This window comes from Bacteroidota bacterium, from assembly GCA_008933805.1.
Classification (GTDB): domain Bacteria; phylum Bacteroidota; class Bacteroidia; order UBA8524; family UBA8524; genus SB11.
On sequence record WBUH01000001.1, the window covers coordinates 163,311 to 190,202 of the forward strand.

Consider the following 26,892-nt stretch of genomic DNA (forward strand, 5'->3'; position numbering starts at 1 on the left):
ATTACCGGGCTTTTATGCTGTTGTAAACATCTTAATCATACGGTCGGCAAAGCTGGATACTTACCTTGCCTAAGCCCGGAAAAGCCTCCATGTATTCAGACCATACCCCGCCCTCTGTTAAGTTGTACTTTTGCCGCAAATAGGATATACTGTCCAAATCTTTCAGGTCTATTTTATGGGGCACTTCTATTTCAATCCCAAATTCTACATCCATAGGGTTGACTGCAATAGCCTGCTTTTCGTCTTCGTTCCTGATAAACAAACGCCTTGCGTCTTCTATCAATTGTTGTTTTTCATTTTCCATACAGCAAACCTACTTACAGCCCATAAGGGGATAAATTTTATTTTCCCGATGCCTTTATTTTCTTTCCCTATCCTCCGATTCAGCAGCCATTAAACGCACAATGCGGGCAATGGTGGTTTCGCTTAAAAAGTATTTTTTGCCCAGGTCGGTCAGTATCTCCCCGTGCCGCATCCTTTTTTTAATAAACTTGTGCCTGTATTCTTCGTATATGGCCTTATCTTTAAGTTGTTTTTGTGTTAGTTTTGGCATGGCGGTTTTAGCTTAGTTGGGGGTGTACTTCGGTGAAAAGGGATGTTATTGCAGCATCATCAACATTATAATACAGGTACCCGTATCGGTATAGCTCCCAAAGTGCGCAGGTTTCTGCCACAGGAAGGCTTATAGCACTAATGGTTAAGTCTTCGGCCAGTTTCTTTTTAAACTTCACCATAGCATTGTAGCATAGCTCTATTACCATTACTTCCAATGGATCTTTGCTCAGGGTATCGTTTTCTTTTAGTTGTGGTACCCCATCCAGTTTTATTTTGCGGTAAGCGCGCTCTATGGCTGTGCATACAAGTTTTAACTCGTAATGGCTTAGCTTCATGGTTATGGCCTTATCAGAAGCCGTGATGCGGCGTTGTATTGCTTTTGTCATTTGCCGGTTAGATAATGGTTTAACATCTGCTCCACTTGCGTTACCAGCTTAGGCAGTTCGTTGTACTTATACTTGTGCAGGCGCTTGTGCAGGTAGCCGTATTTTACCAGTCGCTGGTTCATATAGGTAATATCCACCTTGTCAGGCTGGCCGGGTATCGTCCAACGCATTTGGTGGGCCATGCTGTATATTTTATCCCTCATTTTTTGGCATGGGTCTTCTTTGGGTTGTGCGCCCAGCTTATCCAATAGCTGGCGTGCCTCTTCCAACGTGGTTTCCCGCAGGCTGGTGGTGCGCCCGTTCGTTGCTGCCTCCACTATCTGCTCTTTATCCAATCCCAAACGGCGGATAAGGGTCATTATGGCGGTTTTCTGTGGTGTAGTAGCTAACATACTTTATGCTTTATTCCAGTCGGTTTCAAAGTATTTTCTCGATATAAAACGCTCAGGCCATACCTGCGCTACGCCGGTGCGTGTGAGGTAGCGTTTGTAGGGACGTATTGACATGATTACCCTGTGCTTATCCGCATCGCTTAGTTTTTTGTATTGCGTTTCAGCCTGTTGTTTTCCCACTTTATAGCCATATTGGTTATAAAACACATCAAAGCTCAGGTCTTGGGGCATTAGTTCCAGCTTCATCGTTGCGCCGGGGTTTTTTGTCATCGCAACTGCCGCCCCAAGCGTCCGAGGCAGGTTATTAAAGAAGTAGTTGGTTTGTTTCTCGTCCAGTTCGGCCTGTATTTCAAACCCGATTAAACTGTCGTTTAAATCAAATTTAAACTGTATTTCACCTGCAAACCGTTGTGATGTGAGTATATAGGTTTTCATAGTGCATTTACTATTTACCGGTTGCTATTAAACCACGTTCGTAAATATTGCGCGTTACCCTTACCTTTGGGTCACAGTATTGGGTGTACTTATACTTTCGTAGTGAATACAAATCAAAGCAGGCATCACATATTTCACCGCACAAACATTCATCTGGTTGGTAATACCGTTTTTTATTAATTGAATTAATATCAATAGCCCTTACCAGTTCAACGCTGTCTTCATACACAACGGTTGAAAACATATCGTCCCTATAATACGGCCAACTTGTTGTGCGGTATATCCCTGCTTTTAAACCATACTTCCTTTCATATTCCTCGCTTATATGAAGTTTGAAGTCTTCCTTTTTTTCAGCCCCAATAAATAAATCATGGCATATAGCACACCGGGTATAAACTTTGTCTTCCATGCAGTCCCAGCAGTACAGGTTTCCTTCATGTTCATGCAGATAGTCATCAGTATCATAAACTGACTGCCCACAATGGCAACAACTCAAATCGCCTTCTGCAAGCGTTACAGTTTTTATAACATCTCGTCGAGTATTAATATCATTTGCATCCCCTGTTGATAAAAGGTGAGCAAGGTATTTTATTCGTTCTTGTTTTATTTCATCCTTTGTCATGGTGTTTATTTATTAAAATAGGCGTGAATTACGGCGCACAGCACCCACGAACCCTGTACGGGGTGTATGTTTTTATTCTCCTGTAAAAATTCGTTATACCAAGCCTCAACGCCCAATAGTTTTACTTTTCTAATAAACTCTACCTCGCTGTCAACGGATGCAATAACCCTATCATAACACTCCCCGGTAACTTCTATTACCGAGGGGTTAATAAACAGGCTTTGCAGTTCCATTATTTGCGAGAAATTCATTTTATTTCAATTCACTTTTACCAAGTTGGTACATAAGCTGTCCATACTCATTCATAGCATCAAGACAGCCTTTAATCATGTCCGCTGCATCGTCATCTGCTTTAACTATTTCCCAAAATTGTTCCTGCTCTTGCGGGTTAAGTTTGTCGCCTGTCATAACGTCGGCCAGTTTTTCCTTTAAAATTTGTTCAGGTGTTTTCATATTATTCGTTTTTAGTTCATAACAATCGCACTCTTCACAGCGGGGGCAGTAATTAACCCCACACTTATCGCATTTGTAATGTTTCATACAATGGTTAGCCATATCAATATTTAAAATCAGTCCAGTGGATGAGTTTAAACTCTTTTTCCCCTCCTGCCACTTTTACCAATGGTAAAAACCACTCTTCAAAGTCGCTCCACTCATCAAATCCGTCATTTTTGGCAAATGCCATGCCGGCAATATCCCAAAGCCTATTACCGTCAACATACAAAACCAAATAATCAATATTTGATGTGGTGGTGTCGGTTTTCATAACTACCCGTTGGGTGCTTTTGCAGTTATGTTTATCGTTAAATGTATGCTGGTTTGGGGTACGCATACCCGTAACCATGTGTATTTTGTTACCCTGCTTCCAACGGTCGGCGGGGTCATCACGCAGGGTATGTATTTTGCTGCCTGCTTCAATTTTGGGCACAAACTGTTTTTTAAATCCGAGTATCATAATTGGTGGTTATTAGGTAAATTCGTATCTGTCTTCGTTTTCAATAATTTTTGTGGTAAAAGGAAATGCGTCGGCGGGCACTTTCTCAATTTGCTGCATCAGGGTTGATGAGCCTGTAAACACCACCCGCTTATCGCCATTGAGGGTTATTTGAAGGTGAAGGCATTTACCCGTGCCTTTGTCTGTGTATTTTGAGCCTCCTATTTTATAGGCCACTACCGATATTTCTTTGTTAAGTATTTTCTTTATAGCGATTTTCTCGCCTGTGAAACTCTTATTTTCAATAATTATGTTCAGGTCACTAAACTTTCTCATAAGTTCATTGTATAGGTTAATGCAATCTGCATGGGTAAGCCACCCGTTATAGGATGCTATTGTTTGTGGGTTGGCTCCTTTGGCCAGCTTGCGGGCAAAATTTTGCTTAATGCTTTTGCGTACCAGCGTATGGGTATGGTAAAACTTATACCCGATAAAATCAAGGCTACGGCTTGCAACAGGGAACACCTGATAGTTACTTTTAACTTCCAATTTCAGGTTTTCGGTAAGGTATTGGCGTATATCAGCCAGTAGGGTATGCAGGTAGGGTTTATTGTCGGCAAGTATTACTATATCATCCGCGTATCGAAAGTAATATTTCACGCCCTTTTTTTCCTTTAACCAATGGTCAAAATAGCAAAGGTAGAAGTTGGCAAGGTACTGTGATAAGTAATTTCCGATGGGCAAACCGGGCGCGCTATCTATTATTTCATCCAACAGGTATAACAAATCGTTATCCTTAAACTTGTGCCTCAACAAAGCCTTTAATACATCGTGGTTGATGCTGGGATAGAATTTTTTAATATCCAGCTTTAGGCAATACCGGGTGCCGGGTTCATCTGTAAGGGCACGGCGAATGGTATAAAAAGCATTGTGTATGCCCTTGCCCCTGATGCAGCTATATGTATCGGCTGTAAATACCGATTTGAAAATAGGCTCCAACACATTCATAATAGCGTGGTGGCAAATCCGGTCGGGGAAATAAGGCAACCTAAATACCTCGCGCTCTTTGCCCTCGTTTACAATAAAAGTAGTGTACGGTGATGTTTTGTAGGTTTTAGACAATAAAAGATGTTGCAGGCTCAGCAAATTGGCCTCGGCATTCTTTTTATGAATGCCAACCCCATATTGTTTGCTTTTGCCTCGTTGCGCCTTTTTATCAGCTAAACGAAGGTTATCGAGCGTGCAAATATTACCGTATATGTTGCCTATCTTTTTCATGCCTTTGCTTTCAAAAAGTCTTTTTCGCCTCGGCTACCAAAGCCTTTTCTCATTTGTTTATTTTTTGCCGTGTTGGCAGGGTTTGTGCCGCTTATATCTTTATCTCGCATAGGTGCGAGCTGCAATTCGTATTCGTATTCCAGTTATCGTAGTTCGAATCATCGAAACCAACGCCGCCGGGAAACCGAGCACCGCGCCGCAACTCATGCAGCACACAACCCAAAGTTTTAACCTGCTATCAAAAAGAACTCCTTATACAAATCCTCAAATTGCTTTCCTGCATACAGTGCCAGTTCTTTCGACCTGTAGCAAAGGCGCGAGCCGCAACCCGTAACCGTAAACCAGCTACCGTAGCCCGAATCATCGAAACCAACGCCGCCGGGACGGAAGTCTTTTAGCCACACGGTGTATTTTATTTGGTTGCTATCCGTCCAGTCAGGTGTCCATCCCTGATTAAGGGCTTTGGCTATTATTTTCAACTTACGATAGGCTATTTCGTCACTTGTCATGCCTTGCGGCGGGCACCAGTCCTCACCGGTTATTGCCAGCGCATCTTCAAAGGTTTTTACCAAGTCGGTAATTTTTTGGTTAAACGGCTCCCTGCCGTATATTGCCTCAAGGGCGGCACGGGTTTTATCATCGCCGTTGCTGTAAGCCGCAAGCACATCAGCCTGCTTTGCTTCTAAAACTTTTATTGTTTTTGTACACATAATTATTTGTTATTGTTTTAATTCGTTTTCAGTTATTTCTATACGGTTATTAATTTCATACCGTAAGCCCTTTAAAAGTTCTAAATACTCTGTGGTTTCAAGGTCGGCCACGCTATCGTCCAAAGTGCCTAAAATGTGTTGTTCTATTATCTGTGCGTCCATTATTCACAAACTCCTTTCTGCGGTATGGCCAATTGCGCAAAGCGCAACTCCACGTTTTTGTATTCGCCGCTTGCATCGCGCTCATAGGCTTCTATAAAAGGCTTGCTTTCTACAGGCGCATAAGCGGCCATAATGATGTCCACACCATCCGCAAACAGGGGGTTGTTTATCTTTTCTTTTAGTTTTACAAGCTGCATTACGCGGTTGGGGTTAAGGTTGCCCGCTTTATCGGGGTTCAGCAGGTTCATTACCAGTTCAGTTAAATTGGCACTATTCTCATCCTTTGCCAAGCTGGTGATGTATTGTTTCACTTTCTCTACCCCGGCACTTTCAGTACCATCCCAGCGTGTTAGCATCTTCACCCCAATGATTATGCGGTACCTGCCATCCTGGGTGGTGAAGGTGTGTGTTTTCTGTCCGTTCTTAACATCATACACCTCCTGCTTAGTTTCCAACAGGGCTTTTAGTTCATTGTACGCAAGTGTTTTGGCATCTGATAGCTGGTTAGCGGCCTGCGTCAGCTTATCAAACACATCTCCCACAGTGCTATCTACAATAGCTTTGTATTGCTGCTTCTTGTCTTTTTCGGCCTGCTGCTCTGCCTCCATTTCTTTTAAAAGTGCGGCCTTATCTTCAGCTGATAAATTGGCCAGTGTTACGTTGCTCATATTATTGTTGTTTAAATCGGTTTTAATTGTTGTTTAACTGTTATTAGCTGGGCTATTTTCGGCGGTTATTAACCTTTCGGCATCCGTCTCTTTTTCCCGCAGCCAAATTTGCATTTGTGCAAGCTGCTCATGGCTTAAACTTGAGTTTTTCATGCGTTCTTTCAGTTCAGCTATTTCAGCAAGTAGTTGTGCTATTTTGTCAGGCATATTCAACCTCCTTTGTTTTAAGTACCTCGTTAGGTGGGAAAGCCTTTATCTTTTCGGGCAGGTGTGCCTTTTTCCATTCGGTTCGCAAAAACCGAAGCAGCCCCTCATTTTTACCGGCATATTGGTAGCTGTGCAAAAACACGTCATCCGCTATTGCAAACTGGTTTTCCCACCATGCCCAATAAAGTGCGCTGTGTGTTTTTAGCTGGGCGATAAGGTGGCAAAAGCTGTTGGCCTCGGCGTAGGCTACACCGCTGGCAAAAACAAGCTCAAAATACTCCTCTGCGGTGATGCCCAGCATAGCCAGCACTTGCCCGCGTATGTCTTCACCGTATTGTTTAGCTTTACTATTACCCATGTTGCACCTCCATTCTGTGTGGGCATAGTATTAGGTTCCGCACAGGGTAGCGTATGCTGTAGTCATTGCCCTCGGCATCCTTACCGGCTACCCATCCGTTTGCAAGTCTTTCCATATCAATAGTATGCCCGCTCCACAAGCTGGCGTGCAGGGGTTTACTGTCAACTACCACATTGTTTTCGTTCACAAACCATTTGGTAAAATCCTGCCCTTCATCTTTAAACTCTATTATCCACTTCACAAGGCCCATTACGCGCGCAATACTGTGCTGCTCTCCGCCTGCCATAAAAAAGTTACCACTTTGGCTGTATGTGGCCCCGCGCTCCACTTGCAGGGCGTAGGTTTCCCCTTTCTTTTCGCAGTACAGCCAACAGCCCTCGGTAAACCGGTCGTTAAAGTCATCTACTACGTGTGCAGCATCCAACCAGGCGAGGCTTACCATTGCGCTGTGCACAAGGTCATAGTTGGCTTTAAACGCCACCTCATGCTCGCTGATGTGTTCGGCAGGGCTTAGTATTTTACATTGGCGCAAACCGGGGTGGACGTGCGCCCAAACAGAACTGCCTACGGGATATAGCAGGTTAAATAGTTCTGCGGTGATAATGTTGTTTTGGGTTTTCATTAGTGTTATACTTGGTTATTGTTCAATTTCTTGTTGGCCCCAATACTCAGCCGCCCCCTCTTCCCAAATGGTGTATTCTTTTGTTGCGCCCCACGTGCGCCCGTTGCTGAACGCCTTAAAGCCTTCTACCCATATTTTCAAATCAGCATCGTATTTTATATCGTCTGCCAGTGTGCCCTTTGGCCGTTTTCCGTCGGCTTGGCTAAAAAATACCAGTAGCTTTTTACGGGCGTATTTTTCTGCAAACTGCCTGTACCACTTGGTGTTTACGTGCATATACTGCACGGTGTTTATTATCACTATTTCAGGGCTGCGGGGCTTGCTTAATCGTGCATCCAATGTGGCCATATCTTCCTTGCGCACCAGCACTTTGCCCTGCGCACTGCTTAGCCCGTACCGCAGCGCATTTACCTTAAAGGTGTGCCTGCCCCCCTCTTCCAAATCATCAATAAATACATCGCCATATTCGCTCAGCATTTTGGCAAGCTGTATCATAAAACTACCCTTGCCGCTGCCGCTGTTTCCCCACGCCAGCCATACACCTGTACGCTCCGGCTCACCAAAGGCATCGTGCCAAGCCCCCTTGAGCGGTAAAAGTTCAAACTCCTGCTCTATTACGTTTTTGGCGGTAAGGGCGCGGGGTATGCGTTCTTTGGTGCTCATGCCTGCCCTCCCGTGTTTGCAAGCAGCAAAGTTTCAGCCCTGCGAAGGCCGCCAATCTCACCATTTGCATCGCTGGCAAGGCAGGTTTTTACCAGCTCGTTCAGCTTGGTTTTGTCGGCCATGTTTACGCTCAGTACATCGGTTATCAGCTGTTGGTAAAACTTCAAACGGTCGTTGCGGTCAATGGGCACAATGCTCATAAACTTGTCGCCCAGCCTGCTGAAAATCTCCCTGAAACCCACCTTTTCGTTATTAATACCCCTGCGTATTTTAGCGCGGAAGCCTTCGGCACCCATCAGGTAGTACCCGCAGCGGCCTTCGGTAGCGTTGTACAGTTCTTTAAACTCTAAAAAGGCAGTATATTCTACATCGCCAAACTCATCCAGCAACACAACAGGGTTGGGCAGGTAATTCAGCCAGTCTTTTATGCTTTGTTTTACATCGTATATCTTGCCTTTGCTATCTAAGCCTATTGTTTTGGCAAGGGCGCGTATAAACTGTACTTTGCCTTTTGATTGCGAGCAGTCCATGTAAAAGCAATTGGTGAGGGTTTTGGCGAGGTATTTTGCAGTGTATGTTTTCCCTATCGCGCAATCATCCACAAACACAAGGCTTTTGCTATGCTGCTGGCAAAACACCACATCGTTGTGTATCGCCTCAAACACCTTTGTTTTTGCCATTTTCCAACGGGTTTGCCCGGCGGTTATACCCAACTCGCGGGCAAGCCTAAGCCACTCGGCATCGGTAAGTATGCGCTCAGTTTCGCCGTTTTTCATGCGACTATAAATACTTTTGCTAAGTGCCCACTGTGTGGCAAAAGCAGCATCGCTGCCCGTAAACTTATCGCGCTGCCCCAAAAGGGCTTTTACTACGGTTTGTTTAAATTCTATATTCATGGATGGTGTATTTTAAAATCTGCTTATGAAATCGGTTTTAAGTGTGTTGTTGGCTGGCACAAAGGCCATTTGCTCCTCTTCATCAAAGAGGGGCAACTCCTCTGCCTCTGTGTCCTCAAAATGGTAGGTTTGTAGTTCGGGTATATCAAAACTGCCTGTAAGCGGTTCGTTGTCTATTATGGTTACACTGTCTATCCGCTTGGCGGCGGTTTTATAAAACGCAGTTACGGTGTTTTGGTAGGCGCTGTTTATTATCAATACCTCGTCATCCGCTGCCGTGCGCTCTAATGCCCCGTGGTTGTATGCAGTTTCGTTTATCAGTTCGCATACCAGCTTATTATCAGGGGTATATACAAGGGCTTTCAGCACATTGCCTTTGGCATCGTCCAGCCAGCGCACCAGCACTTTTTTGCCTTCTATCTGCCGCATGATGTTTATCAGGTCGGTGCCTATGGCCACCTTACCGTCAAAACCTACCTTGCGCTGTTTGTGCTGTAGCCTTATATACCCGGCCTCCATGCTGGTTTCAACCACTTTGCCCAAGTGGGGCAATAGGCCCGCCCAATTGGTGGGGTATTTTTCAAGCTCAGGGTGCTGTTTTTTATTGAAAACATCCCACCTTGTCATTGCGGGGTGAAGCTCTTGGTTGGGGTGGGGCATATTGTTCCAGTCCTTTATCGCACGCAGCACTATCTGCACTATCTCTTGCTGGGTGTAGTATATCTGCTTTTCGCGCCCGGGGCGGTGGGCATCGGTGCGGGCAAAAGGTCGGGCTTTAAAGCCGGGCACCTGCCGCTCCATCATCAGGGCAAAATCCCTGAAATACCGCTCTATCACTTTACCCCTTGCGTTGTTGGCTTCAATACGTACCCGCTGAAACATGGCCCCGTTTTGCAAAAATGTGGTTTCAAAGCTGCTGTTTAGGCTTCGTTCACCTTCCATCTCGTAGGGCAGGTGTTTGCCATACCGTTCGTAGGCGCGGCACATTTCTTTATAAAACTCTGTAATAATGCCCTTTTTGCTTGCGCCAAACACCCAAGTGGTAAATGCTGTACTGCCCACATCTATACCCATGTAGGCCCATATACGTTTACCGGGCGCATACTCAAACTTGGGTTGCCTGTCATCCACACTTATCAGCGTTCCGGCAAACATGGGGCGATAGCGCTGGTGGTGGGGCACCATTTTCTTAAACACCTGGTCGTTACCCTCGCGTTTGCTGGTGGCTCCTATATTTACCTCCCACATGGTTTGGTAGCGGTACACCGTTTTGTCGCTCACCACCTTAAAATCGGGGTGGTTATAATCGTAGGGGGTTTTGGTAGCATTGTTTATAATGTCCAGTTGTCCCTGCAAAAAGCGGTTGTATGTGGCCCATACCTCTGTATAGTTTGGTTTTTTGCCCTTTTGCCCGGCATATATGTTTGTCCACAGTTCAATCATTAAGGGGGTTGCAAGCTGGGCGTTGCTGTTTTTGTGGTAGCCGGGTATAAGGGTATCGTAACCGTTTTTCAGGTAGTCGTTCAGTTTGTGGCGCAGTTTATCGCTGTTGGGCAGGCTGTGCACATAGCCGTATTTTTCGCGTAACACCTCGTTAAAGGTGTGCACATCTTTTATCAGGGTGTCCCATATACGGGTGCTGCCGTGTTTCTTTTTGCGCTCGGTAAGCCGTTTGGCCTTCACTTTTGCAAGGGCATTCAGCACGCTGGCATTTACCGTATAGCGCAGCTTTTGCTCTTCTTTTATAAACTGGCCGTCATCAAACACATAGCGGTCATAATGGGCACGCGCGGCCCCGTCAAGCTCATAATGTGCCTGTAGCGGGTGGGCGGTTTGTTTTGGGCTGCCCCACTTTTGTACCAGCACCTGCTGCTCTTCGTTGGTTAGTGCATTAAACCGTACCAACGCCTCATTGCCATAGCCGCGCCCCTGCTTTAAACGAAAGTCTTTTTTGCGATAGGCTCTTTTTAAGTAAACATCGTAACTAAACAGCCCTACGCTGTGGGTATGGCGGCGGTCATCGTCGGTTAGCAGGTAACTTATCCGCACTCCGTATTCGTTATCGTATATTTCGTAGGGGCCGTTCATTTTTTCACTATCTTGGGGGCTTTATTTTTGCTGTGTATGAAAGCTGATGTTATTATTGGTAGGGTGGTAATTTCTCACTACAATGAAGAGGGGACTACTGCATCAAAATCAACTCCTACCCCAGTGGTTCAAGGTTTTATTGCTTCTGTTTGTACTTTGTTTAAATTGCCTTTCCCCGCAATACGCTTCGTAAAATCTTCCGATGTTGTTTCATCTGACGAGTTAGATGTAATTTGGGAAGTGTATGAATTTCATTTACCAAATGAGGATAAGGACAGCAAATGGGCTTACAAGAGGGTTCTTGGTGGCGTTGCTGATTATCTGTTAAGCCAGTCTTTATTTCTTGATTGTATTTATCAAACGTATCCATATAAAGTTCCTTTTTAGTTTATTAAAATTGCTACCCTGTGGCTGAATCGAACAGCCCGCCTTAGCGCACCGTGCAGGGAGTGGGGCTGTTATAACAACATCCCGCTGTATATGTCCTCAAACTGGATGCTGGCGTAGATACACAGCTCTGCCGAGGCAAAGCAAAGGCGCGAGCCGCAATGCGTATGCGTATCCCAGCCAACGCAGCCCGAACCAACGAAACCAACGCCGCCGGGGGCAGCCTCATCTTTTACCATCCAAAAACGGGGCTCGTACTTCCACTGGTCACTATCGGTATAGTCGGGTGTCCACCCGTCGTTCAGCGCTTTGGTTATTACCATTGCCTTGTAGTGGTTAATAACGGGGGTTTGAAATTCCTGCGGCAGGTAGGCCACTTCGGGCAAGGCGGTGGGGTCAACTCCCAATTTTGCGCAGGCATCCTCAAAGGTTTTAATGGCTTTTGCACCTTCGGGCAGGTTGTTCAGGTCAAGCTCGTGGTGGGCAAATGCGCCCTCAAGGGTTTTAAAATTTTCGTTTTTCATGGTGTTTTTTGGGGTTTAGTTGAAAAATTGGTTATACAGGTCACGGAATTGCTTTCCGGCATACATGGCAATTTCAGCAGAGGGGTAGCAAAGGCGCGAGCCGCAATACGTAACCGAATTCCAGTAATCGCAGCCCGAATCAACGAAACCAACGCCGCCGGGCTGGTAGTTGTACAGCACTACGGTGTATTTACGCTCTTTGCTATTAGTCCAGTCGGGTGTCCACCCTTCGTTCAGGGCTTTTGCTACTATTTTTAGCTTTTCATAAGCAATGGTATCGGCACTAAGGCCGTCGGGCAGGTTAAAGGTTTCGCCGGTAGCTGCCAGCGCATCTTCAAACGTTTTGATGTTTTGGTAATTCATATATGTGTTGTTTTTGGGGTTTATGACACTTTAAGGCTGTTGCGGTAACTCATCTCGGCATGTTTTTTTGAGCAGGGGCATCCCGCCCTGTCGCAATGCTGCTGCCCTGTAGATTTTTTCCATTCAGGAAGCCAGCCCTCTCTGAGCGCTTTTGGTGCGGTAGCCGCTTTTTTAACTTTCTTTTCAGAAATTTGGGGTAGGTTATCTTGCTGGTAATACTCTCTTTCCCATTCAGGCATTTCAAAGTCCCCTAATCCGGTATAAATTTCATTTACAGCCTCATCTTTAAACAGGGACGATAGCCTGTTGAATACATTGTATTTTTCGCACTCCTCTCTCACATCACAAGGGAAAATGTCCTCGCCCTTTTTTACAAGTATGGAGTGCATGTTTCGCAGGAATTTTTGAAACAGCAGGTCGTTTTTTCTAAATATGTAGTAGTTGTGGTTCATGGTGTTATGCTATTAGGTGTTATAGTTCGGTATCGGCAATAATGGCCCAGCGGCGGTTGTTTTCGTGTGCTGGCTGGCCGGGCACAAACTCATACTCGCGGTGTATGTATATGTGGCTGCCGCCGCAGCCTGTTACCATATTGCACAGGTGCTTTTCGGCCAGCATGCGCACGGTGGGTGCAAGGTTTCTGCAATCTTTAGTACCGCTTACCCTGCACAAATCCTGCAAGGCATCGGCAAGGGCCAGTTCGGCAGGGCCGGTAGGGGTTTCTTCAAATTTTATAAACGGCATGGTAGTTGGGGTTTGCGGGTTAGCTACTGGTTAATCTTTTTTATTATCTCTTCTTTGCCCACCTCGTAGCCCTGCTCAAATCCTTCGGCTACTTTTGTTATAAGGTCATTTTCTCGGTATCCGTTTAGCACCTGTTTCACGGTGCCGGGGGTAAACCCCGTTATTTCACCCACTGCCGGGTATAAAGTCAGGTGTTTAAACCCTCTCTTTTTCTTATTTGTTATCATATCTTTGCTGTTGTGAGAACAAATATAAATATAGAATTTCTATATAAGCAAGCTTTTTTATAGAATTTATGTAATGGGCATTAAAGAAAATCTAATAGAAGTTCGTAAAGCACTTAATCTAAGCGCCACTGATTTCGCTAAGGCTATTGATACTACACCAGCGAATTACGGTCATATTGAAGCGGGAAGGCAAAAACCAACTATAGAATATCTACAAAGAATTTCTGAACGATTTAAGGTTTCCTATAGATTTTTAATTGATGGGCAAGGGTTGATGTTTTTAGAAACATCTGAAAATAAACAGATGGGTTATAACACCCCCAGTAGTGAAATAACGGTAGCAGCAGATCCGCCTGCTGTATATCACAACCTAAAAGGCATACCTTTAGTGCCTATTGAGGCTTTTGCGGGTAAGGGTGCCGGTGATTTTGTTGTGATGGATAAAGATGTTTTAGATAATTACTACATCCCTGAGTTTAAAAAGGCAGATTTTATAATACCTGTTCGTGGCGAAAGTATGATGCCCACCTATAATTCGGGCGATTTGGTGGCCTGTAAAAAACAAAGCAAAGATGCTTTTATTGTATGGGGTAGTATTTATGTGCTTGATACGGTGAATGGTGTGCTGATAAAACGCATACACAAGGGTGTAAGTTTATCCACTTGGATACTGCGCAGTGATAATGCTGTTTTTGAAGATATTCTTATACAGCCTGATACGGATGTTTACAATATAGCCCGCGTTTTAGGAGGCATACGCTCAGAAGGTTAATTGCAACTATATTTATACTCAGACCTTGCTTGAGTGCCTTTGTTTTTATCTGCTACTACTTTTATCACCAAACCGTATTCGTTTAGATATTCTGTTGCAGAAAAATCAGTTAATAATATACCGTTACCATAAGCCCTTACAGTTCGTTCAGTATTATTTTTGTAACTGTAAATTGTTTTTGATACATAAATTGGGCTTGAGTACTGAGTACTTACAACACTATCTATTCTACCATTAGAAATATAACTAACAGAGTGTTGCGAGGTGTTTCCATCTTTATCATACAGTTTATACTCGCTCTGCAAACACAATTTATTCATGCTATTGTTAGAAGGGCTATTATCTTCCTTACTACATCCTGCCAAAACAAGGAATAAAACAAAGGCAATGTATAGTGCTTTTTTCATGCAAAAAACTATTAAAGTAGTAGCAAAAGTAGGCGGCAAAAATGTTTTTACAACCCGTAAACACACAAATCACTAAAAATCAACGTATTAAATTAAAATACGGTTGTTTTGGCTTTGATTTATAGGGGGTGTAAAGCCCGTTTTTATGCCATATACAGCAAAATAAAACACATACCCCACTACTTTCAAGCACTATAATATACAAAATGTGTCCACCTAAATGTCCACCTAAATGTCCACCTAACACTAAAAATGTGTGTTTGGGGGCAAAAAAAAGCCCGCAAACGGGCGGGCAGTAAAAAACAGGTGCAAACGGGGGTGGTTTATGGGCTTGCGGGGCGTTTGTGGTACACACAGGCACAGCGTGCAAAATAGTGGCGTTTAAACGCCTGTATAGGCGCAATTAAAGGCTTTTGTTGCTTGTTGGGGTATTGGGTGGGTGGTAATTAAACACCGGTGCAACGTAAATTAAACAAAAGTACGTTTTGTGTGTCCTGTGTTTTCGGGCTTTTTTTGGTTGCAACCCTTGTATTTTCGGGCTTTTTTGGGCTTTTTTCTATTCCTTTACTCTATATACCTTTTGTCTGTCCCCCCTTAATTAGCTCCTTTTCTTTCAGAAAATTTACAATATAAATTGCTTCCGGCTCGTCAATGCCCATTCCAAAGTTTTTAGATTTCATGCCGTAATCAAAAACAATTGCTCCAGCTTTTCGGTATGGTGCAGTTTTATTTTGACTCCAAAAGCTATTATCAGTCTCTATCGTTCTAAAATTTCCTGTATCAGCAATAGTGTATGATTTAGTTCTGGCAAAAGGTGCTCCTACTTTTTTTAACGTTAATACCCCTCTTTCAATAGTAACCACTTCTTTACCCATAATATACCAGAGTAACGATAAAAGGGAGGTTATTATGGAATACCCGAGAGCACCTAAAAATAGTACCCAAAATGTATCTGGGACTTCTTTTGCAAATCTTAACATTAGTGTACTGAAAATAAACCCTACAATGATTTGTGTTGCAAGCCCTAAGAACGCAAAGAATACTATGAAAAAATTACGTTTGGCAGGAATGGTAATCATTATACCACTCATGGTTTCTTCAATGATTGCTCTGCTTTTGTAAGGTTTTTCAATATTCATCTTACAGGGCTTTGTAATATTCAGTTTTTAATAGCGGGCAAATTTTATAGCGTTCGTCGCGGGTGTCTTCATACACTGCATTCAGCAATTCGTACACGTCTTTAGTGCCTACTAATCCTGCCCATTCAAAAGGCCCGTAAGGGTAGTTGGTGCCTAATTTCATACCCGTATCAATATCCGCTTTGCCGGCAGTACCTTCCTGCACGGTGTAGTAAGCCTCGTTAATAATCATAAAAATAATGCGGGGGGTTACCATTCCCACGCGGTCGTCCACCCAAGTGCATTGCCAGCCCAGTTGGGCAGCAAGTTCTTCAAGCACAGGTTTTTGGTCTGCATTGTAGCAGGTAGCCTCCAGCAGTGCACGGTTAATAAAGGTGGGCAACGCATTAAACCCAAAAATGGGTGTGGTACAGGTTTGTCCTGCCAGTTGGCGGGCAAGTTGGGTTTTGGCCGCACTTATCAAAACAGGGAATTCAAGGTGTAAGTAGTGGTGCAGGTGTTCGGGGGTATCGTCAAACCCTGCATCAATAAAAGCAGTTAAACCCAAATTGGGCAATTGCCATAAATCGGTATCTTTGATTTCAACCAACGTTGCCGCCGATGAAATTTTCAGTTTTAACTCGTCTATCCTATTTTGCGGTCCTGTTACACCTATTTTCATGTACTAATAATTCAAACGGACACAAAACTAATACCCACACGATGGAAAAGAAAATAATAATTACCCCCGATGCACCTCAACCCATTGGCCCTTATAACCAAGCTGTTTTGGTAGACAATACCCTGTACTGCAGCGGCCAGATTGCCATTGATGTTACCACAGGCGATATGGAGCAAGACAGTATTGAGACCGAAACCCACCAAGTAATGAAAAACGTAGGGGCTGTGCTAAAGGCTGCCGGAATGGATTATAGTAACATTGTTAAAACCAGCATATTTATTACCGATATGGGGCAATTTGCCCGCATAAACCAAGTGTACGCTACCTATTTTGAGAAAGATTTTCCTGCACGCGAAACCGTACAAGTGAGCCGCCTGCCCAAAGATGCAAACGTTGAAATAAGCGTGGTAGCGGTGAAGTAATTGTTTGCGGTGAGATTGAAATCTCACCCTGTTTAAATTACAAGGCGGAGAGGACTTAAGTCCTCTCCGCCTTGTAATTTCGATAGCAACAGGTTTCAATCTGTTCTAATTTTGTAGCAGCAAGGTGCTTTTTATTTACAACAACTTCATTCCAAGGTGTGAAATGTTTCATCTAAGGACTATCAATATTATATTAAATAATTTATATTATATTTGATTAGCTATTGCAAAATAAATATGAAGGATTTTAACAAAGTGTTGCATACTCTTAACTTAGCTGCATCAGATACAAGAGAGGAAACAATAAAGTCTATCATAATCACTTCTCTATATGAGTTTGAAAAGCCAGTTCCCTACAGCGAGTTAATTGATAATATAAACTTAGTTTTTGAATTAAATTTATACGATGCTGAGCTTAAAAGAATTGTTCAATATCTTGAGGATGAAGGGGTTGTTGTTTCGGTTAAGGAGGGATTATATCTATCTAAAGATGTTATACTGAAAATTAGAGACGAGCATAGGCAGTTTAACACTATTGATGACAAAAGATTTGAAAATTTTTCGACATTCTTAAATGAGAAATGTTCAAATATTATGTTAACTGTTGATGATAGAAGCCAACTTTGGAAAGTATATCTTGAATATTTGTACGAATGTTTCTACCAATTTAGCGTAGAGTCCCAAAAATACTTTAGTGATAACCAAAATAGAGATATAATCTATTCTGCTCAAGTTTTTGATAGTGCAATAGTAAAATTAAATAAAAATGAACAAAAGACTGCTTTTAAAATAATTGTCGATCATTTTTCTGACTATGCTTCGAGGGAAATAATTGATTTTATCGACGAAATTGGGCAAAAAACGATATCCTTTGCTTCATTAGGATTAAGTCCAGAAGCTGTTGATAATAACTTTGATAAAGAGATTATTGATTGGATTCTTTATCTAGACACAAATTTCTTGTACTCAATTCTTGATTTGCACATAAATGTTGAAAATGATGCTTGTAAAGAGCTTCTTAAGTTATTCCTTGCTAACAATAAACATATCAAAATCTCTTTTAGATATACTGATTTAACATTGAAAGAACTTAAGCATAAAAAAGATGATTTTTCTAATTTAGATGGGAATTTAACGGATTCAGCTATTCGTGCGTTGCTCAAGTCTGAGGATTTAGATGAGTTTTCAAGAAAATATTATACAAGTTTACTTGAGAAAAGAGAGGACACTATTCATCCATCTAAAGTGATTGATTTAGTCGACTATACCTTGCCAAGGAAAGGGATTACGATTAGTCAAACAAAATCTATTGTTGAAAGCATTGGTGAAGAATATTTAGATACAAGGATACAAGAATATGTTCGCTATATAGGGGCTAAGAATGAATATAGACGAGAGTATGCGGCAAAAAATAAAACAAACTATAGGGAAATTTATAGAAATGATAGTCAGCTTCGACACGATATAACTTTAAGAGAGACAATTATTAGGTATAGAGAGAAGATAATAAAAAAGGAAATTCAGACTTTTAACGATGCCAAATATTTTGGATTGACTTTAGACGGCATTTTGCTGGGGTATGATAGCCTTTTGGCGAAGAATTACGTTGGTAAGAAATATCCAATTTTCTTTCGGCCATCATACCTTTTGAATAAACTAATTAGAGTTTTACCTGTTAAAACTGATAATTACAAAAAAGCATTTATAAAAGCAGTTTCAACAAGAGGTTTCAATAAAGATACAAGAAAGTCTAATGATTTAATCAAAATTGCAAGTTATTTAAGGAGTGAGGGGATTGACGATGAGCAAATAATCTTTAACCTTATAAGTGAGAAACTATTTTTAGAAAAGTACCAAGTAGAATCGCAAAAAGAAAGTTTTAATCCTTCTGAGTTTTTTGAAAACGAACTCAATATAATGCTAAAGCAGAAGCAAGAAGAATTAGAGACTGTAAAAAATAATGTCGAAATTATTTCAGCTGAAAATTTTAAAACAGTCGAAGAAAAGAATAAAATTAGCAGAGAAAGGGATTCTGCTTTAGTTGAGTTGGAACTAATTCGGAAAGCGGTAACAAAAATTCAAAAGGACTCGAAGAAGGCAAAAATTCAAACTGTTGTTCAAAATCAAATTGGTTTTGACCAAGAGAAAGATGATTTACAGGCTAAGGTCAAAACACAAGAAGACCAAATAAAGTCATTACGCGATCATATTGCTAATGAAAAAGTCGAGAAGGTCGTTGAGATTGAATTCAGGGGGAAAAAGCGCGGATTTTGGGTGCAGTTTATAGTCTATTCTGTTTTATATTTTATAATTAATTATTTGATTATTTGTCTTCTCAATGAGCATTTGTTTAATTCGATAGATATAATGTATAAAACTTATCAAGATTCTATTTTTTTTAGAATAGTATTTTTTATTACCACTGGATTGTTTTCAGTGTATTTTGTGGCTAAGTTTCAACATCTTTATATAAATTCTTCCTCAATTAAAGCTGAGAAAGAAATTATTCGAAAGAAGATCGAGAACGAACAAAAAAAATTGTAATACTCAATATTCATTAATGCCCGATATCCTAAGCAGCAAAGTCCTTTCATTTTATCGGCAACTTCGTCCCGCTGATTTGCCCGAAGGGATAGTAGTAATGCTGCCTTTTACGGATGCTGAAACGTGGCGGGTTACTGAGACTTTCTACACCAAATACTACAACGATAACCTTCCCCGCGTATTTATTTTGGGTATCAATCCGGGTAGGTTTGGGGCCGGTGTTACGGGCATTCCTTTTACTGACCCCATCCGTTTAGAGACCGATTGCGGCATACTCAACAGTTTTACCAAAAAACAAGAAATAAGCAGCGTGTTTGTGTACCAAATGATTAAAGCGTTTGGCGGGGCAGAGGCTTTTTACAGCAAGTTTTATATCAACTCGTTGTACCCGATGGCTCTTACTTTTAAGGGTAAAAATATTAATTACTACGACACCCCTGCATTGTTAGCCGCAACCCGCCAACCCATCATCGAAAATGTACAAACACAAATAGGGTTTGGCCTGCGCACCGACATAGCCATTTGCTGGGGCGAAGGCAAGAACTACAACTATTTGCAGAAACTGAATGCTGAGTTTGGCTTTTTCAAAGAAGTGATACCCTTGCCGCACCCGCGTTTTATTGTGCAATACAAACGCAAACAAATGAACGAATATATAGAGCGGTATTTGGAGGTATTTGATAAGATATAGTATTATTGAGTTTATGGATTACAAAAATCTAAGCAAAACCGTATCGATGGCGTTGCGCCATAGTCCTGAGAAGCTGGGATTAACCCTTTCTGCTGAGGGATGGGTAACGGTTGAAGAGTTAATTGCCGGATTAGCGCGGTTGGATGCAAAGTGGGACAAAGTTGCCTTGCAAGATTTAGAACAAATGGATGTCAATTCCGGCAAGCAGCGGTTTGAGATTGCCGACGGACGCATAAGAGCCTTGTACGGCCACTCTACCCAAGATACCCAAATAACTTATGAGCCGGTTCAACCCCCGGCTTTGCTGTATCATGGTACTTCTCCTGAGGTGGCGCAACTGATACTGCAAGAGGGCATAAAGCCAATGTCTCGCCAATACGTTCACCTTTCAGATACCGTGCAGCTTGCCAAAATTGTCGGTTCGCGCAAGCACAAAGCCCCGGTGGTCTTACAGTTGGATGCAACCACTGCCTCCGCCGATGGTATCAAGTTTTATCACGGAAACGATAATACATGGCTGGCAGATGCCATCTCTGCGAAGTATATCCGTGTAAACGATTAGTAAACTGTTACCAAGCATCGGTAATGCTTGCCGATACACTTTTCGGGTGTTCGTCCCGCGGATTGCTGAAATGCTCCCTAAACTCTACCCTTTCACCCGAAGGGACATTCACGTTCACCGTTATTCGCTGTGTGCTGGTGGTATTGTCCTGAAACGTTATTTTAATTGTCAGTTCAGCCGACGATACATCGGCCGTTCCTTTGTTTACAATGCTTCCGTACACCACAGGCACTCCCCAAATGGTGCAATACCAATTATAATCAAGGTCTAAACTGTTCATTTTGTCATAATCAGGCAGGCAGGATTGCATCAATAGCAACGTTCCCGTTAAAAAAGCAGCAAATTGTTTCATAGTACATATTTCAACGCGAGAACGCACAACGATATTTTTAGGCTTCGACAGTAATAGGTAGTTAAACGATAAATGTAAATTCTATTTTATATAGTTAGGATAACTAACTATATTTGCAGCATACATCAAATACAGAATATGCAAAACAACAACATTCACGGCTACACCTATGGTATGGTGCCCGATTCACCCGTTGACTTACACGACTTAGCGCTATTAAAAAAGACAGTTTTGTTTACCGATGAGGACGTTGTCCAACTAAAAAAAGCAGGAGAGATACTGCAAGACCAAACCGATGCAATTTTGGATGTTTGGTACGGATTTGTTGGAGCTAACCCGCATTTACTGGCTTACTTTTCACAGAACGGTAACCCCAATGCCGATTATTTGGCAAAAGTGCGTACCCGTTTCGGTAAATGGATTGACGATGTGTGCAATCGTCCTTACGACCAACAATGGCTTAATTATCAGCACGAAATTGCATTGCGCCATCACAGTTCAAAGAAAAACAAAACAGATGGGGCAAGTGCTGCACCAATCATCCATTTCAGGTACATGGTAGCCTTTATTTTCCCCATTTCGGTTACCATCCGTCCGTTTTTGGCTGCAAAGGGGCACAGCGAGGTTGAGGTTCAGCAAATGGCTGCGGCATGGTTTAAGGCAATTACCCTCACAGTGATTTTGTGGTGCTATCCTTACGTTAGGGACGGCGAGTTTTAATTTTTTTTTGTACCTAAATGTTAGGATTGCTAACTTTGTGTGCGGGGCTAATACCCCGCACTTTTTGTATGGAACCTTCAATATTTAATCCCGGCGAGCCTCATAAATCCGTTGAAAGCAAAATTGCAGTTTCGTTGGAGCGTGTTGCTGAGGCCATCAGGGTGTTGCTTTGGAATGAAGCAAAGGGACACGGATTAACCCCCATACAGATGCAGTTGCTTATTTTTTTGGCTTTCCACCCTGAAAAACAACGAAAGGTGAGTTATTTGGCGCAAGAATTTAATCTTACCAAAGCCACTATCAGCGATGCAGTTAAAATACTGCTTCAAAAGGGCTTGGTTATGAAGGCCGATGATTTAGCCGATTCACGGAGTTACTCACTTTACCTTACACCAAAAGGGGAGGAATTGGCGCGCACTACCTCGCATTTTGCCGACAGCTTGCAAGCACCTTTAGAGAAATTAACTGTTAGGCAAAAAGAAGTTTTTTATGAAGCCCTACTTACGTTAATCCATACGTTAACTAAAAGCGGCATTATTACACACCAGCGAATGTGTTATACCTGCAGGTTTTACACCAAAAGTAAGGATGGTGCGTATTGCAATCTTTTGCATAAGCCCTTGCCCGTGGAGGCTTTGCGGGTAGATTGTCCCGAACATGAACTTATAGCAAGATAAATTTTTGCAACATTATTGCATTTAAGGTATTTTTGCCGTCTTATAGTTCAGATTGGCAACAACAAAAAATATTCTGGCTTTTCTTTTTGCCCTGATCGGCTGGGCTGCAACGGCTCAAACGTATTCAGTAAATGGTAAAGTTGTAGATGAAACAGGGGCTCCTGCTTTCGGGGTTTCGGTATATCTGCACGAAACCTTGCAAGGGGTAAGTACTGATACCAACGGAAACTTCGCTATAAAAAATGTTAAACGCGGACGCTACCATTTGCACGTGCGCTTAGTGGGCTACAAAACCATTGAAGAGGATATTGAGGTGGGAGACAGCCTTTTGCCGTCTTATCGTTTTCAATTAGTGCCCAGCAGTTTAGAGGTGAACGAGGTGGTGGTGGAGAGCAATGCTCTTAAACTCTCAAAAAAGGAAAGCAGTGTTGATTTGATTACGGTTGATGAAGGCTACCTGCAAAAAAACATGGGTACAACGCTGATGAACTCGTTGGATAATTTGCCCGGTATCAACAGTATAAACATGGGAGTTGGGGTGGCAAAACCTGTAATAAGAGGGATGGCATTTAACCGCGTGGCTGTGGCCGATAACGGGGTGAAGCAAGAAGGCCAGCAATGGGGTGCCGACCACGGTTTAGAGATTGACCAGTTTAGTATCGACCAAATTGAGATTTTAAAAGGGCCCGCCTCATTAATTTACGGGTCGGATGCCATCGGCGGGGTGATCCATTTAAAACATCCGGTTAGCCCGCTGGAAGGAAAACATAGCGCAGGACTTCTTACCAACTACAAAAGTGTTAACCAAACCTACGGAATATCAGGGTATGCGCAAGGAAACCACAAAGGGTTGGTATATAGAGCAAGGGTGACGGCGTTGGGTTACGGAGATTACAAAGTACCCGCCGACAGCTTTACTTACAATCGTTACCGTTTGCCCATTTATAACAATACCTTAAAAAACACGGCAGGCACCGAGCGGCACGTCGCCATGATGTTGGGCATCAACCGTAATTGGGGGTATAGCCACCTTACGGTGAGTAACTATCACCAGCAAATTGGGGTGTTTAGCGGTGCATTGGGTATTCCCCGATCGTATCAGCTAACCTCGGATGGTAACAGCCGTAATATTGCGTTGCCCAATCAGCAAATCAACCATTTTAAGGTAATATCAAACAGTAATATCCGCTTAGGTCGTTCGTGGCTTGAAGCAGACTTGGGCTACCAATACAACCAACGCGATGAAAACTCTAATCCGCACAACCACGGGGTAGGGCCTGCGGTGAAGGGGAGTCTTGCCCATAGGTTGAAATTACAAACCTATACCGCCAACCTTCGTTACCATGCAACTACCTTAAAAAGGTTTGACGGCGTGTACGGTATTAACACCAGTTACCAGCAAAACCGTTTTGAAGGGTATGAGTTTCTGTTACCTAATTTTACTAATTTCAGCATTGGCGGTTTTGCTATTGAAAAGTGGCGGGTGAATAAAGCGTTGGTTCTTAATGGAGGGTTAAGGTTTGATTATGGTCGGGTGGATATTAAGAGGCATTTGCAGCCCGTTTGGCAAAACGCCGATACCATTATCGGTTATGCACAACGTACACCAAACGTGAACCGGAATTTTTACAGTTGGAGCGGAAGTGTAGGTGCTGCGTACAACCCAAATAAACATTGGAGTTTTAAATTCAATTTTGGTAAATCATTCCGGATGCCTACTCCGCAAGAGTTGAGCGTGAATGGGGTGCACCATGGGAGTTTCCGTCATGAAATGGGTGATTCAAGCCTGATGCCCGAAGCCGGCTACCAAACCGATTTGGGGATTTCTGTTGAGAAGGAAAAGTTCTTAATTAGTGTTACTCCGTTTTTTAACTATTTCAGCAATTACATTTACTTGCGACCCACGGCTGAGTTTTCGACGTTGCCTGAAGGTGGACAGGTGTACCGCTTTACTCAAACCGAGGCAATTTATACAGGCGGCGAGGTGACGATAGAGTTTCATCCTGTAAAAACCCTGCATCTTTCTGTAACTGCCGACATGGTATATACTTATAATGTAAAAGAAGAATTGCCTCTGCCCTTTACCCCGCCACCGTCAATTAAACCTGAAATTGAATGGGAGTTTGACAACGTATTAAAGCGTTTTGAAAATGTGTTTGTGCGGGTAGGCTATAATTACACTTTTGCCCAAAACCGCACCGATAGGAATGAGTTGAATACGCCTTCTTATAGCTTGGTAAACATGGGGGCGGGTTTTGATGTAGTGTATAAAAAGAAAAAACGGCTAAGTGTGTCAGCATTGGTGCAAAACCTTGGTGATGCACGATACCTTAACCACCTGAGCCGCTGGCGATACCTTAATTTACCAGAACCCGGCCGTAACTTTGTAATTACCGTTACTGTGCCCGTTTTGGATAAGTAAGGTTAAAAGCTTTCTTCTATCATTTCCTTGTTGAGTGCTGCCCCCGCAAAGTTTCCGCTTGCAACGGCTGCTGCAACTGCTCTTAACGGACTTGTGCAATCACCGGCAGCATATATCCCTTTTACTGTGGTTTTCTGCATAAAATCAACTTTAATATGTCCCATTTCAGTAAGTTCACACCCCAGTTGCTCAGGCAGGTTACAATGTTGTTTCATTGCAGGGCGTGCATAGATTGCCTTGATAGGTTGTGAACTCCCATCGGTAAACAGTAGTTGGGTTGCCTTCCCATTCTCGTGCTTAATTTCTGCAATTTCTTTTGTTACTATCTCAATTTCCTTTGCAATCAATTTGGCGGTGTGTTCGGCTTTTAGTGTTGAGGGGCCATTGGTAAATACCGTTAATTTGTCTGTCCAATTGCTGATTAGCTTTGCAAACTCATAAGCCATATCTCCATTGGCAAGTATTCCGGTTTCAAGTCCTTTTACTTCATAACCGTGACAATACGGGCAATGTAGCACAGATATTCCCCAACATTCAGCAAAGCCTTTAATAGCAGGCATTTCATCGGACATTCCTGTTGCAAATACTAGTTTTTTTGCTATTACAGTTTCTGTGTTATCGATACTAACTGCAAATCCTCCCGAATCAAGTTGTGTGGCATTGGTCGCCAGTCCTTTTTTTAGTTTAACGGTTGAATAGGCAAGCACTTGTTCTAAAGCCAGATTTGCAATTTCGGCAGGTGTATCCCCGTCGTGGGTAATGAAGTTATGAGAATGCGGGGTTTGGCGGTTGCAGGGGTTACCGCTGTCTATTATTAAAACACTTCTTAGTGAACGGCCAAGTGCCATTGCCGCTGGAAGGCCGGCGTAGCTGCCTCCTATAATAATTACATCGTAAGTTGGGTGAGGGTTCATGTGAATAGGGTACTTTGTTTGGTTGAATATTTTCGTGCTAATGAAACTGCCCGCTAACAGCCATAATGCACGTTTAAAAAAGGTGCGGCGTGAGCGTACAAACAGTTTCATAATGCAAAAATAGTCTTTAAATGCAACAGTGTTGCATTTAAAGACTATTTTTTGCAAAGTACCAAAGTTAAGGCTACTTCTTAATGCCCATCTTCTTTGCTATAGCATCGGGGATAGCATTTTTATGAACCAAGATGTTGGTGGTTTTATACAACACATATTGTTGTGAGGCATACAAAAATCCGCCACAATCATTGGTTTTAGTGCCCCAAGAGTTTTTTACCTTATAATACACGTTACCGTTTTGGTCTTTCAAAATACCAGTAAGGTGCATCCCGTGGTCGTCTTCGGTTTCGTAGCTATCAAAAGCAACACGGCGCAGACTGTCAGTAATGGTAAGTTGTGCAACAGGCTCAGTAAATGCCTTTTCCATTTCTGCGGCCGGCTTCTGTGTCCATTCAGCATCAGCAGGAACGATGGCGATACCGTTTTTCCAGCTAAATCCCTTTTCGCTAACATCAGCAGCCCAAGCAACCCCGTATCCGTTGGTAAGTGCGTTGTCCAATACTTGTTTCATGTCTTCCACAGGTATGTTGTGAAAATTGCCCCACATCCAGTTATCGGGAACTTCAAGAGCAAACTGGCTATAAAAAGGGTGGTGGTTGAACGAAGTAATCGCCACGTAATCATCCATGTTTATACCCAATGATTCAGCAAATGTTTTAGGGGTGTATTTTTTGCCGTTGTAAGTAAATTCAGTTGGCTCTGCTCCAAAGTAAGCGTCCAGTACGCCGTTAATGGCTTCTTGCCATACATTACTGGGCTTTTTGTTGTTTTTAGCCTGTATAACTACATCGGCCATTGCTTTCATCATGGCATCTAATTCGCCGTGTACAGGTGTAGAATCTCCTGTGGCAGCAGCACTTTTATCTGCACTAAGGGGCACAATGCCGTAGTTTTTCCAAACATACATCGCATCGTGAAACGCACCGCCCGGTGCAAGGGCAATAGAGCCGTGCATACGAACATATTTAACTACTTTATCTGCGTAAGCTTTACGTGCAACATACATAGGAGCCAGTTTTACTGTGCCTTTGCCCATACGCATCAATTCGCTTTCAAAAAACGATAGCGAAGAGTAGCTCCAGCAAGTGCTTGAGCGGTTTTGGTTGCCTACCCAAGTAGCTTCAATGTCTTTAACTACGGTAAACTTATAGTTGCTGCCTTCTTTGTTGGTAACGGTTTGCGCTGTTGCAAACGTGGCCAAGGCAAGCATTAATGTAGAAAATACTGATTTTTTCATGTCCGAAATTTATGCGGGCATAAAGTTAAATCCA

Annotated in this window: 37 protein-coding genes; 9 read left to right on the forward strand and 28 right to left on the reverse strand. The window is 42.8% G+C overall.

The genetic code is table 11. The features are described from left to right. Positions 1–31: 31 nt before the first annotated feature. From F9K23_00790 to F9K23_00870, 17 genes are all read right to left on the reverse strand, one after another. On the reverse strand, positions 32–304 hold the full coding sequence (locus F9K23_00790) for a hypothetical protein (GenBank protein KAB2918704.1): 273 nt from the start codon (positions 302–304) through the stop codon (positions 32–34). 54 nt (positions 305–358) lie between these two features. Continuing rightward, the gene (locus tag F9K23_00795; protein ID KAB2918705.1) at positions 359–553 is read right to left on the reverse strand and encodes a hypothetical protein; all 195 of its coding nucleotides are present in this window, start codon (positions 551–553) and stop codon (positions 359–361) included. Between the two features lie 7 nt (positions 554–560). Then, a complete protein-coding gene (locus F9K23_00800) occupies positions 561–941 on the reverse strand; it encodes a hypothetical protein (GenBank protein KAB2918706.1) in 381 nt (126 codons plus the stop codon). Continuing rightward, positions 938–1,333, reverse strand: a complete 396-nt coding sequence (locus tag F9K23_00805) for a hypothetical protein (GenBank protein KAB2918707.1) — start codon at positions 1,331–1,333, stop codon at positions 938–940. The genes F9K23_00800 and F9K23_00805 overlap by 4 nt, the downstream gene beginning before the upstream one ends. 3 nt (positions 1,334–1,336) lie before the next feature. Beyond that, on the reverse strand, positions 1,337–1,768 hold the full coding sequence (locus F9K23_00810; GenBank protein ID KAB2918708.1) for a hypothetical protein: 432 nt from the start codon (positions 1,766–1,768) through the stop codon (positions 1,337–1,339). Positions 1,769–1,778: 10 nt separating this feature from the next. Continuing rightward, a complete protein-coding gene (locus F9K23_00815; protein KAB2918709.1) occupies positions 1,779–2,390 on the reverse strand; it encodes a hypothetical protein in 612 nt (203 codons plus the stop codon). A gap of 5 nt (positions 2,391–2,395) precedes the next feature. After that, the gene (locus F9K23_00820; protein ID KAB2918710.1) at positions 2,396–2,641 is read right to left on the reverse strand and encodes a hypothetical protein; all 246 of its coding nucleotides are present in this window, start codon (positions 2,639–2,641) and stop codon (positions 2,396–2,398) included. 1 nt (position 2,642) lies between these two features. After that, positions 2,643–2,843, reverse strand: a complete 201-nt coding sequence (locus F9K23_00825) for a hypothetical protein (GenBank protein ID KAB2918711.1) — start codon at positions 2,841–2,843, stop codon at positions 2,643–2,645. A gap of 103 nt (positions 2,844–2,946) precedes the next feature. Further along, on the reverse strand, positions 2,947–3,345 hold the full coding sequence (locus tag F9K23_00830) for a hypothetical protein (GenBank protein ID KAB2918712.1): 399 nt from the start codon (positions 3,343–3,345) through the stop codon (positions 2,947–2,949). 12 nt (positions 3,346–3,357) lie between these two features. After that, the gene (locus tag F9K23_00835; GenBank protein ID KAB2918713.1) at positions 3,358–4,602 is read right to left on the reverse strand and encodes an RNA-directed DNA polymerase; all 1,245 of its coding nucleotides are present in this window, start codon (positions 4,600–4,602) and stop codon (positions 3,358–3,360) included. Between the two features lie 227 nt (positions 4,603–4,829). Beyond that, entirely contained in the window at positions 4,830–5,312 is a 483-nt protein-coding gene (locus F9K23_00840; GenBank protein KAB2918714.1) for a hypothetical protein, read from the reverse strand. A 161-nt stretch (positions 5,313–5,473) separates the two neighbouring features. Further along, positions 5,474–6,142: a DUF3164 family protein gene (locus F9K23_00845; GenBank protein KAB2918715.1), complete on the reverse strand. Its 669-nt coding sequence runs from the start codon at positions 6,140–6,142 to the stop codon at positions 5,474–5,476. Between the two features lie 199 nt (positions 6,143–6,341). Then, positions 6,342–6,707: a hypothetical protein gene (locus F9K23_00850; protein KAB2918716.1), complete on the reverse strand. Its 366-nt coding sequence runs from the start codon at positions 6,705–6,707 to the stop codon at positions 6,342–6,344. Further along, positions 6,700–7,329, reverse strand: coding sequence for a hypothetical protein (locus tag F9K23_00855; protein KAB2918717.1), 630 nt, complete (start codon positions 7,327–7,329; stop codon positions 6,700–6,702). Before F9K23_00855 ends, F9K23_00850 begins: the two co-directional genes overlap by 8 nt. 15 nt (positions 7,330–7,344) lie before the next feature. After that, the gene (locus F9K23_00860) at positions 7,345–7,992 is read right to left on the reverse strand and encodes an ATP-dependent serine protease (protein KAB2918718.1); all 648 of its coding nucleotides are present in this window, start codon (positions 7,990–7,992) and stop codon (positions 7,345–7,347) included. Further along, positions 7,989–8,888 carry an ATP-binding protein gene (locus F9K23_00865; GenBank protein ID KAB2918719.1) on the reverse strand — a complete coding sequence of 300 codons (900 nt, stop codon included), beginning with the start codon at positions 8,886–8,888 and terminating at the stop codon, positions 7,989–7,991. The genes F9K23_00860 and F9K23_00865 overlap by 4 nt, the downstream gene beginning before the upstream one ends. Before the next feature lie 12 nt (positions 8,889–8,900). Next, a complete protein-coding gene (locus F9K23_00870) occupies positions 8,901–10,976 on the reverse strand; it encodes a hypothetical protein (GenBank protein KAB2918720.1) in 2,076 nt (691 codons plus the stop codon). A 36-nt stretch (positions 10,977–11,012) separates the two neighbouring features. Between F9K23_00870 and F9K23_00875 the strand changes: the two genes are divergently transcribed. Beyond that, positions 11,013–11,363 (forward strand): hypothetical protein, encoded by a 351-nt coding sequence (locus F9K23_00875; GenBank protein KAB2918721.1) that lies wholly within the window; start codon positions 11,013–11,015, stop codon positions 11,361–11,363. 71 nt (positions 11,364–11,434) lie between these two features. On the opposite strand, the gene F9K23_00880 is transcribed toward F9K23_00875, so the two are convergent. From F9K23_00880 to F9K23_00900, 5 genes are read right to left on the reverse strand one after another with little or no spacing between them, the layout of a single operon-like run. Further along, positions 11,435–11,887 (reverse strand): hypothetical protein, encoded by a 453-nt coding sequence (locus F9K23_00880; GenBank protein ID KAB2918722.1) that lies wholly within the window; start codon positions 11,885–11,887, stop codon positions 11,435–11,437. Positions 11,888–11,902: 15 nt separating this feature from the next. After that, on the reverse strand, positions 11,903–12,250 hold the full coding sequence (locus F9K23_00885; GenBank protein ID KAB2918723.1) for a hypothetical protein: 348 nt from the start codon (positions 12,248–12,250) through the stop codon (positions 11,903–11,905). A gap of 20 nt (positions 12,251–12,270) precedes the next feature. Then, a complete protein-coding gene (locus tag F9K23_00890; protein KAB2918724.1) occupies positions 12,271–12,702 on the reverse strand; it encodes a hypothetical protein in 432 nt (143 codons plus the stop codon). Positions 12,703–12,721: 19 nt separating this feature from the next. Then, positions 12,722–12,994: a hypothetical protein gene (locus F9K23_00895; protein KAB2918725.1), complete on the reverse strand. Its 273-nt coding sequence runs from the start codon at positions 12,992–12,994 to the stop codon at positions 12,722–12,724. A gap of 23 nt (positions 12,995–13,017) precedes the next feature. Then, positions 13,018–13,221: a hypothetical protein gene (locus tag F9K23_00900; GenBank protein ID KAB2918726.1), complete on the reverse strand. Its 204-nt coding sequence runs from the start codon at positions 13,219–13,221 to the stop codon at positions 13,018–13,020. Between the two features lie 73 nt (positions 13,222–13,294). On the opposite strand from F9K23_00900, the gene F9K23_00905 reads away from it, so the two are divergent. Continuing rightward, the gene (locus F9K23_00905; GenBank protein KAB2918727.1) at positions 13,295–13,993 is read left to right on the forward strand and encodes a helix-turn-helix transcriptional regulator; all 699 of its coding nucleotides are present in this window, start codon (positions 13,295–13,297) and stop codon (positions 13,991–13,993) included. Here F9K23_00905 and F9K23_00910 read toward each other — a convergent pair. The 3 genes from F9K23_00910 to F9K23_00920 form a co-directional block, all read right to left on the reverse strand. After that, positions 13,990–14,400: a hypothetical protein gene (locus tag F9K23_00910; protein ID KAB2918728.1), complete on the reverse strand. Its 411-nt coding sequence runs from the start codon at positions 14,398–14,400 to the stop codon at positions 13,990–13,992. The two genes, F9K23_00905 and F9K23_00910, sit on opposite strands and share 4 nt — an antisense overlap. 569 nt (positions 14,401–14,969) lie before the next feature. Beyond that, positions 14,970–15,539, reverse strand: coding sequence for a hypothetical protein (locus F9K23_00915; GenBank protein ID KAB2918729.1), 570 nt, complete (start codon positions 15,537–15,539; stop codon positions 14,970–14,972). Between the two features lies 1 nt (position 15,540). Beyond that, positions 15,541–16,200, reverse strand: a complete 660-nt coding sequence (locus tag F9K23_00920) for a 3-hydroxyacyl-CoA dehydrogenase (protein ID KAB2918730.1) — start codon at positions 16,198–16,200, stop codon at positions 15,541–15,543. 41 nt (positions 16,201–16,241) lie between these two features. Between F9K23_00920 and F9K23_00925 the strand changes: the two genes are divergently transcribed. From F9K23_00925 to F9K23_00940, 4 genes are all read left to right on the forward strand, one after another. Then, positions 16,242–16,622 (forward strand): RidA family protein, encoded by a 381-nt coding sequence (locus F9K23_00925; protein KAB2918731.1) that lies wholly within the window; start codon positions 16,242–16,244, stop codon positions 16,620–16,622. 237 nt (positions 16,623–16,859) lie between these two features. Beyond that, entirely contained in the window at positions 16,860–19,166 is a 2,307-nt protein-coding gene (locus F9K23_00930) for a hypothetical protein (GenBank protein KAB2918732.1), read from the forward strand. A 16-nt stretch (positions 19,167–19,182) separates the two neighbouring features. Further along, positions 19,183–19,857 carry a DUF4918 family protein gene (locus tag F9K23_00935; GenBank protein ID KAB2918733.1) on the forward strand — a complete coding sequence of 225 codons (675 nt, stop codon included), beginning with the start codon at positions 19,183–19,185 and terminating at the stop codon, positions 19,855–19,857. Between the two features lie 13 nt (positions 19,858–19,870). Next, the gene (locus tag F9K23_00940) at positions 19,871–20,419 is read left to right on the forward strand and encodes an RNA 2'-phosphotransferase (GenBank protein KAB2918734.1); all 549 of its coding nucleotides are present in this window, start codon (positions 19,871–19,873) and stop codon (positions 20,417–20,419) included. A 7-nt stretch (positions 20,420–20,426) separates the two neighbouring features. Here F9K23_00940 and F9K23_00945 read toward each other — a convergent pair whose 3' ends face one another. Then, positions 20,427–20,771: a hypothetical protein gene (locus tag F9K23_00945; protein ID KAB2918735.1), complete on the reverse strand. Its 345-nt coding sequence runs from the start codon at positions 20,769–20,771 to the stop codon at positions 20,427–20,429. 138 nt (positions 20,772–20,909) lie between these two features. Here F9K23_00945 and F9K23_00950 point away from each other — a divergent pair, with 138 nt between their 5' ends. The 3 genes from F9K23_00950 (at position 20,910) to F9K23_00960 (ending at position 24,590) form a co-directional block, all read left to right on the forward strand. Continuing rightward, on the forward strand, positions 20,910–21,491 hold the full coding sequence (locus F9K23_00950) for a protogloblin ApPgb (GenBank protein KAB2918736.1): 582 nt from the start codon (positions 20,910–20,912) through the stop codon (positions 21,489–21,491). A gap of 68 nt (positions 21,492–21,559) precedes the next feature. Next, positions 21,560–22,168, forward strand: a complete 609-nt coding sequence (locus F9K23_00955; protein ID KAB2918737.1) for a winged helix-turn-helix transcriptional regulator — start codon at positions 21,560–21,562, stop codon at positions 22,166–22,168. Positions 22,169–22,220: 52 nt separating this feature from the next. Beyond that, positions 22,221–24,590 (forward strand): TonB-dependent receptor, encoded by a 2,370-nt coding sequence (locus tag F9K23_00960; GenBank protein KAB2918738.1) that lies wholly within the window; start codon positions 22,221–22,223, stop codon positions 24,588–24,590. A 2-nt stretch (positions 24,591–24,592) separates the two neighbouring features. On the opposite strand, the gene F9K23_00965 is transcribed toward F9K23_00960, so the two are convergent. Further along, positions 24,593–25,615 (reverse strand): NAD(P)/FAD-dependent oxidoreductase, encoded by a 1,023-nt coding sequence (locus F9K23_00965; protein ID KAB2918739.1) that lies wholly within the window; start codon positions 25,613–25,615, stop codon positions 24,593–24,595. Positions 25,616–25,688: 73 nt separating this feature from the next. Beyond that, positions 25,689–26,858, reverse strand: coding sequence for an aminopeptidase (locus F9K23_00970; protein ID KAB2918740.1), 1,170 nt, complete (start codon positions 26,856–26,858; stop codon positions 25,689–25,691). Positions 26,859–26,892 lie beyond the last annotated feature (34 nt).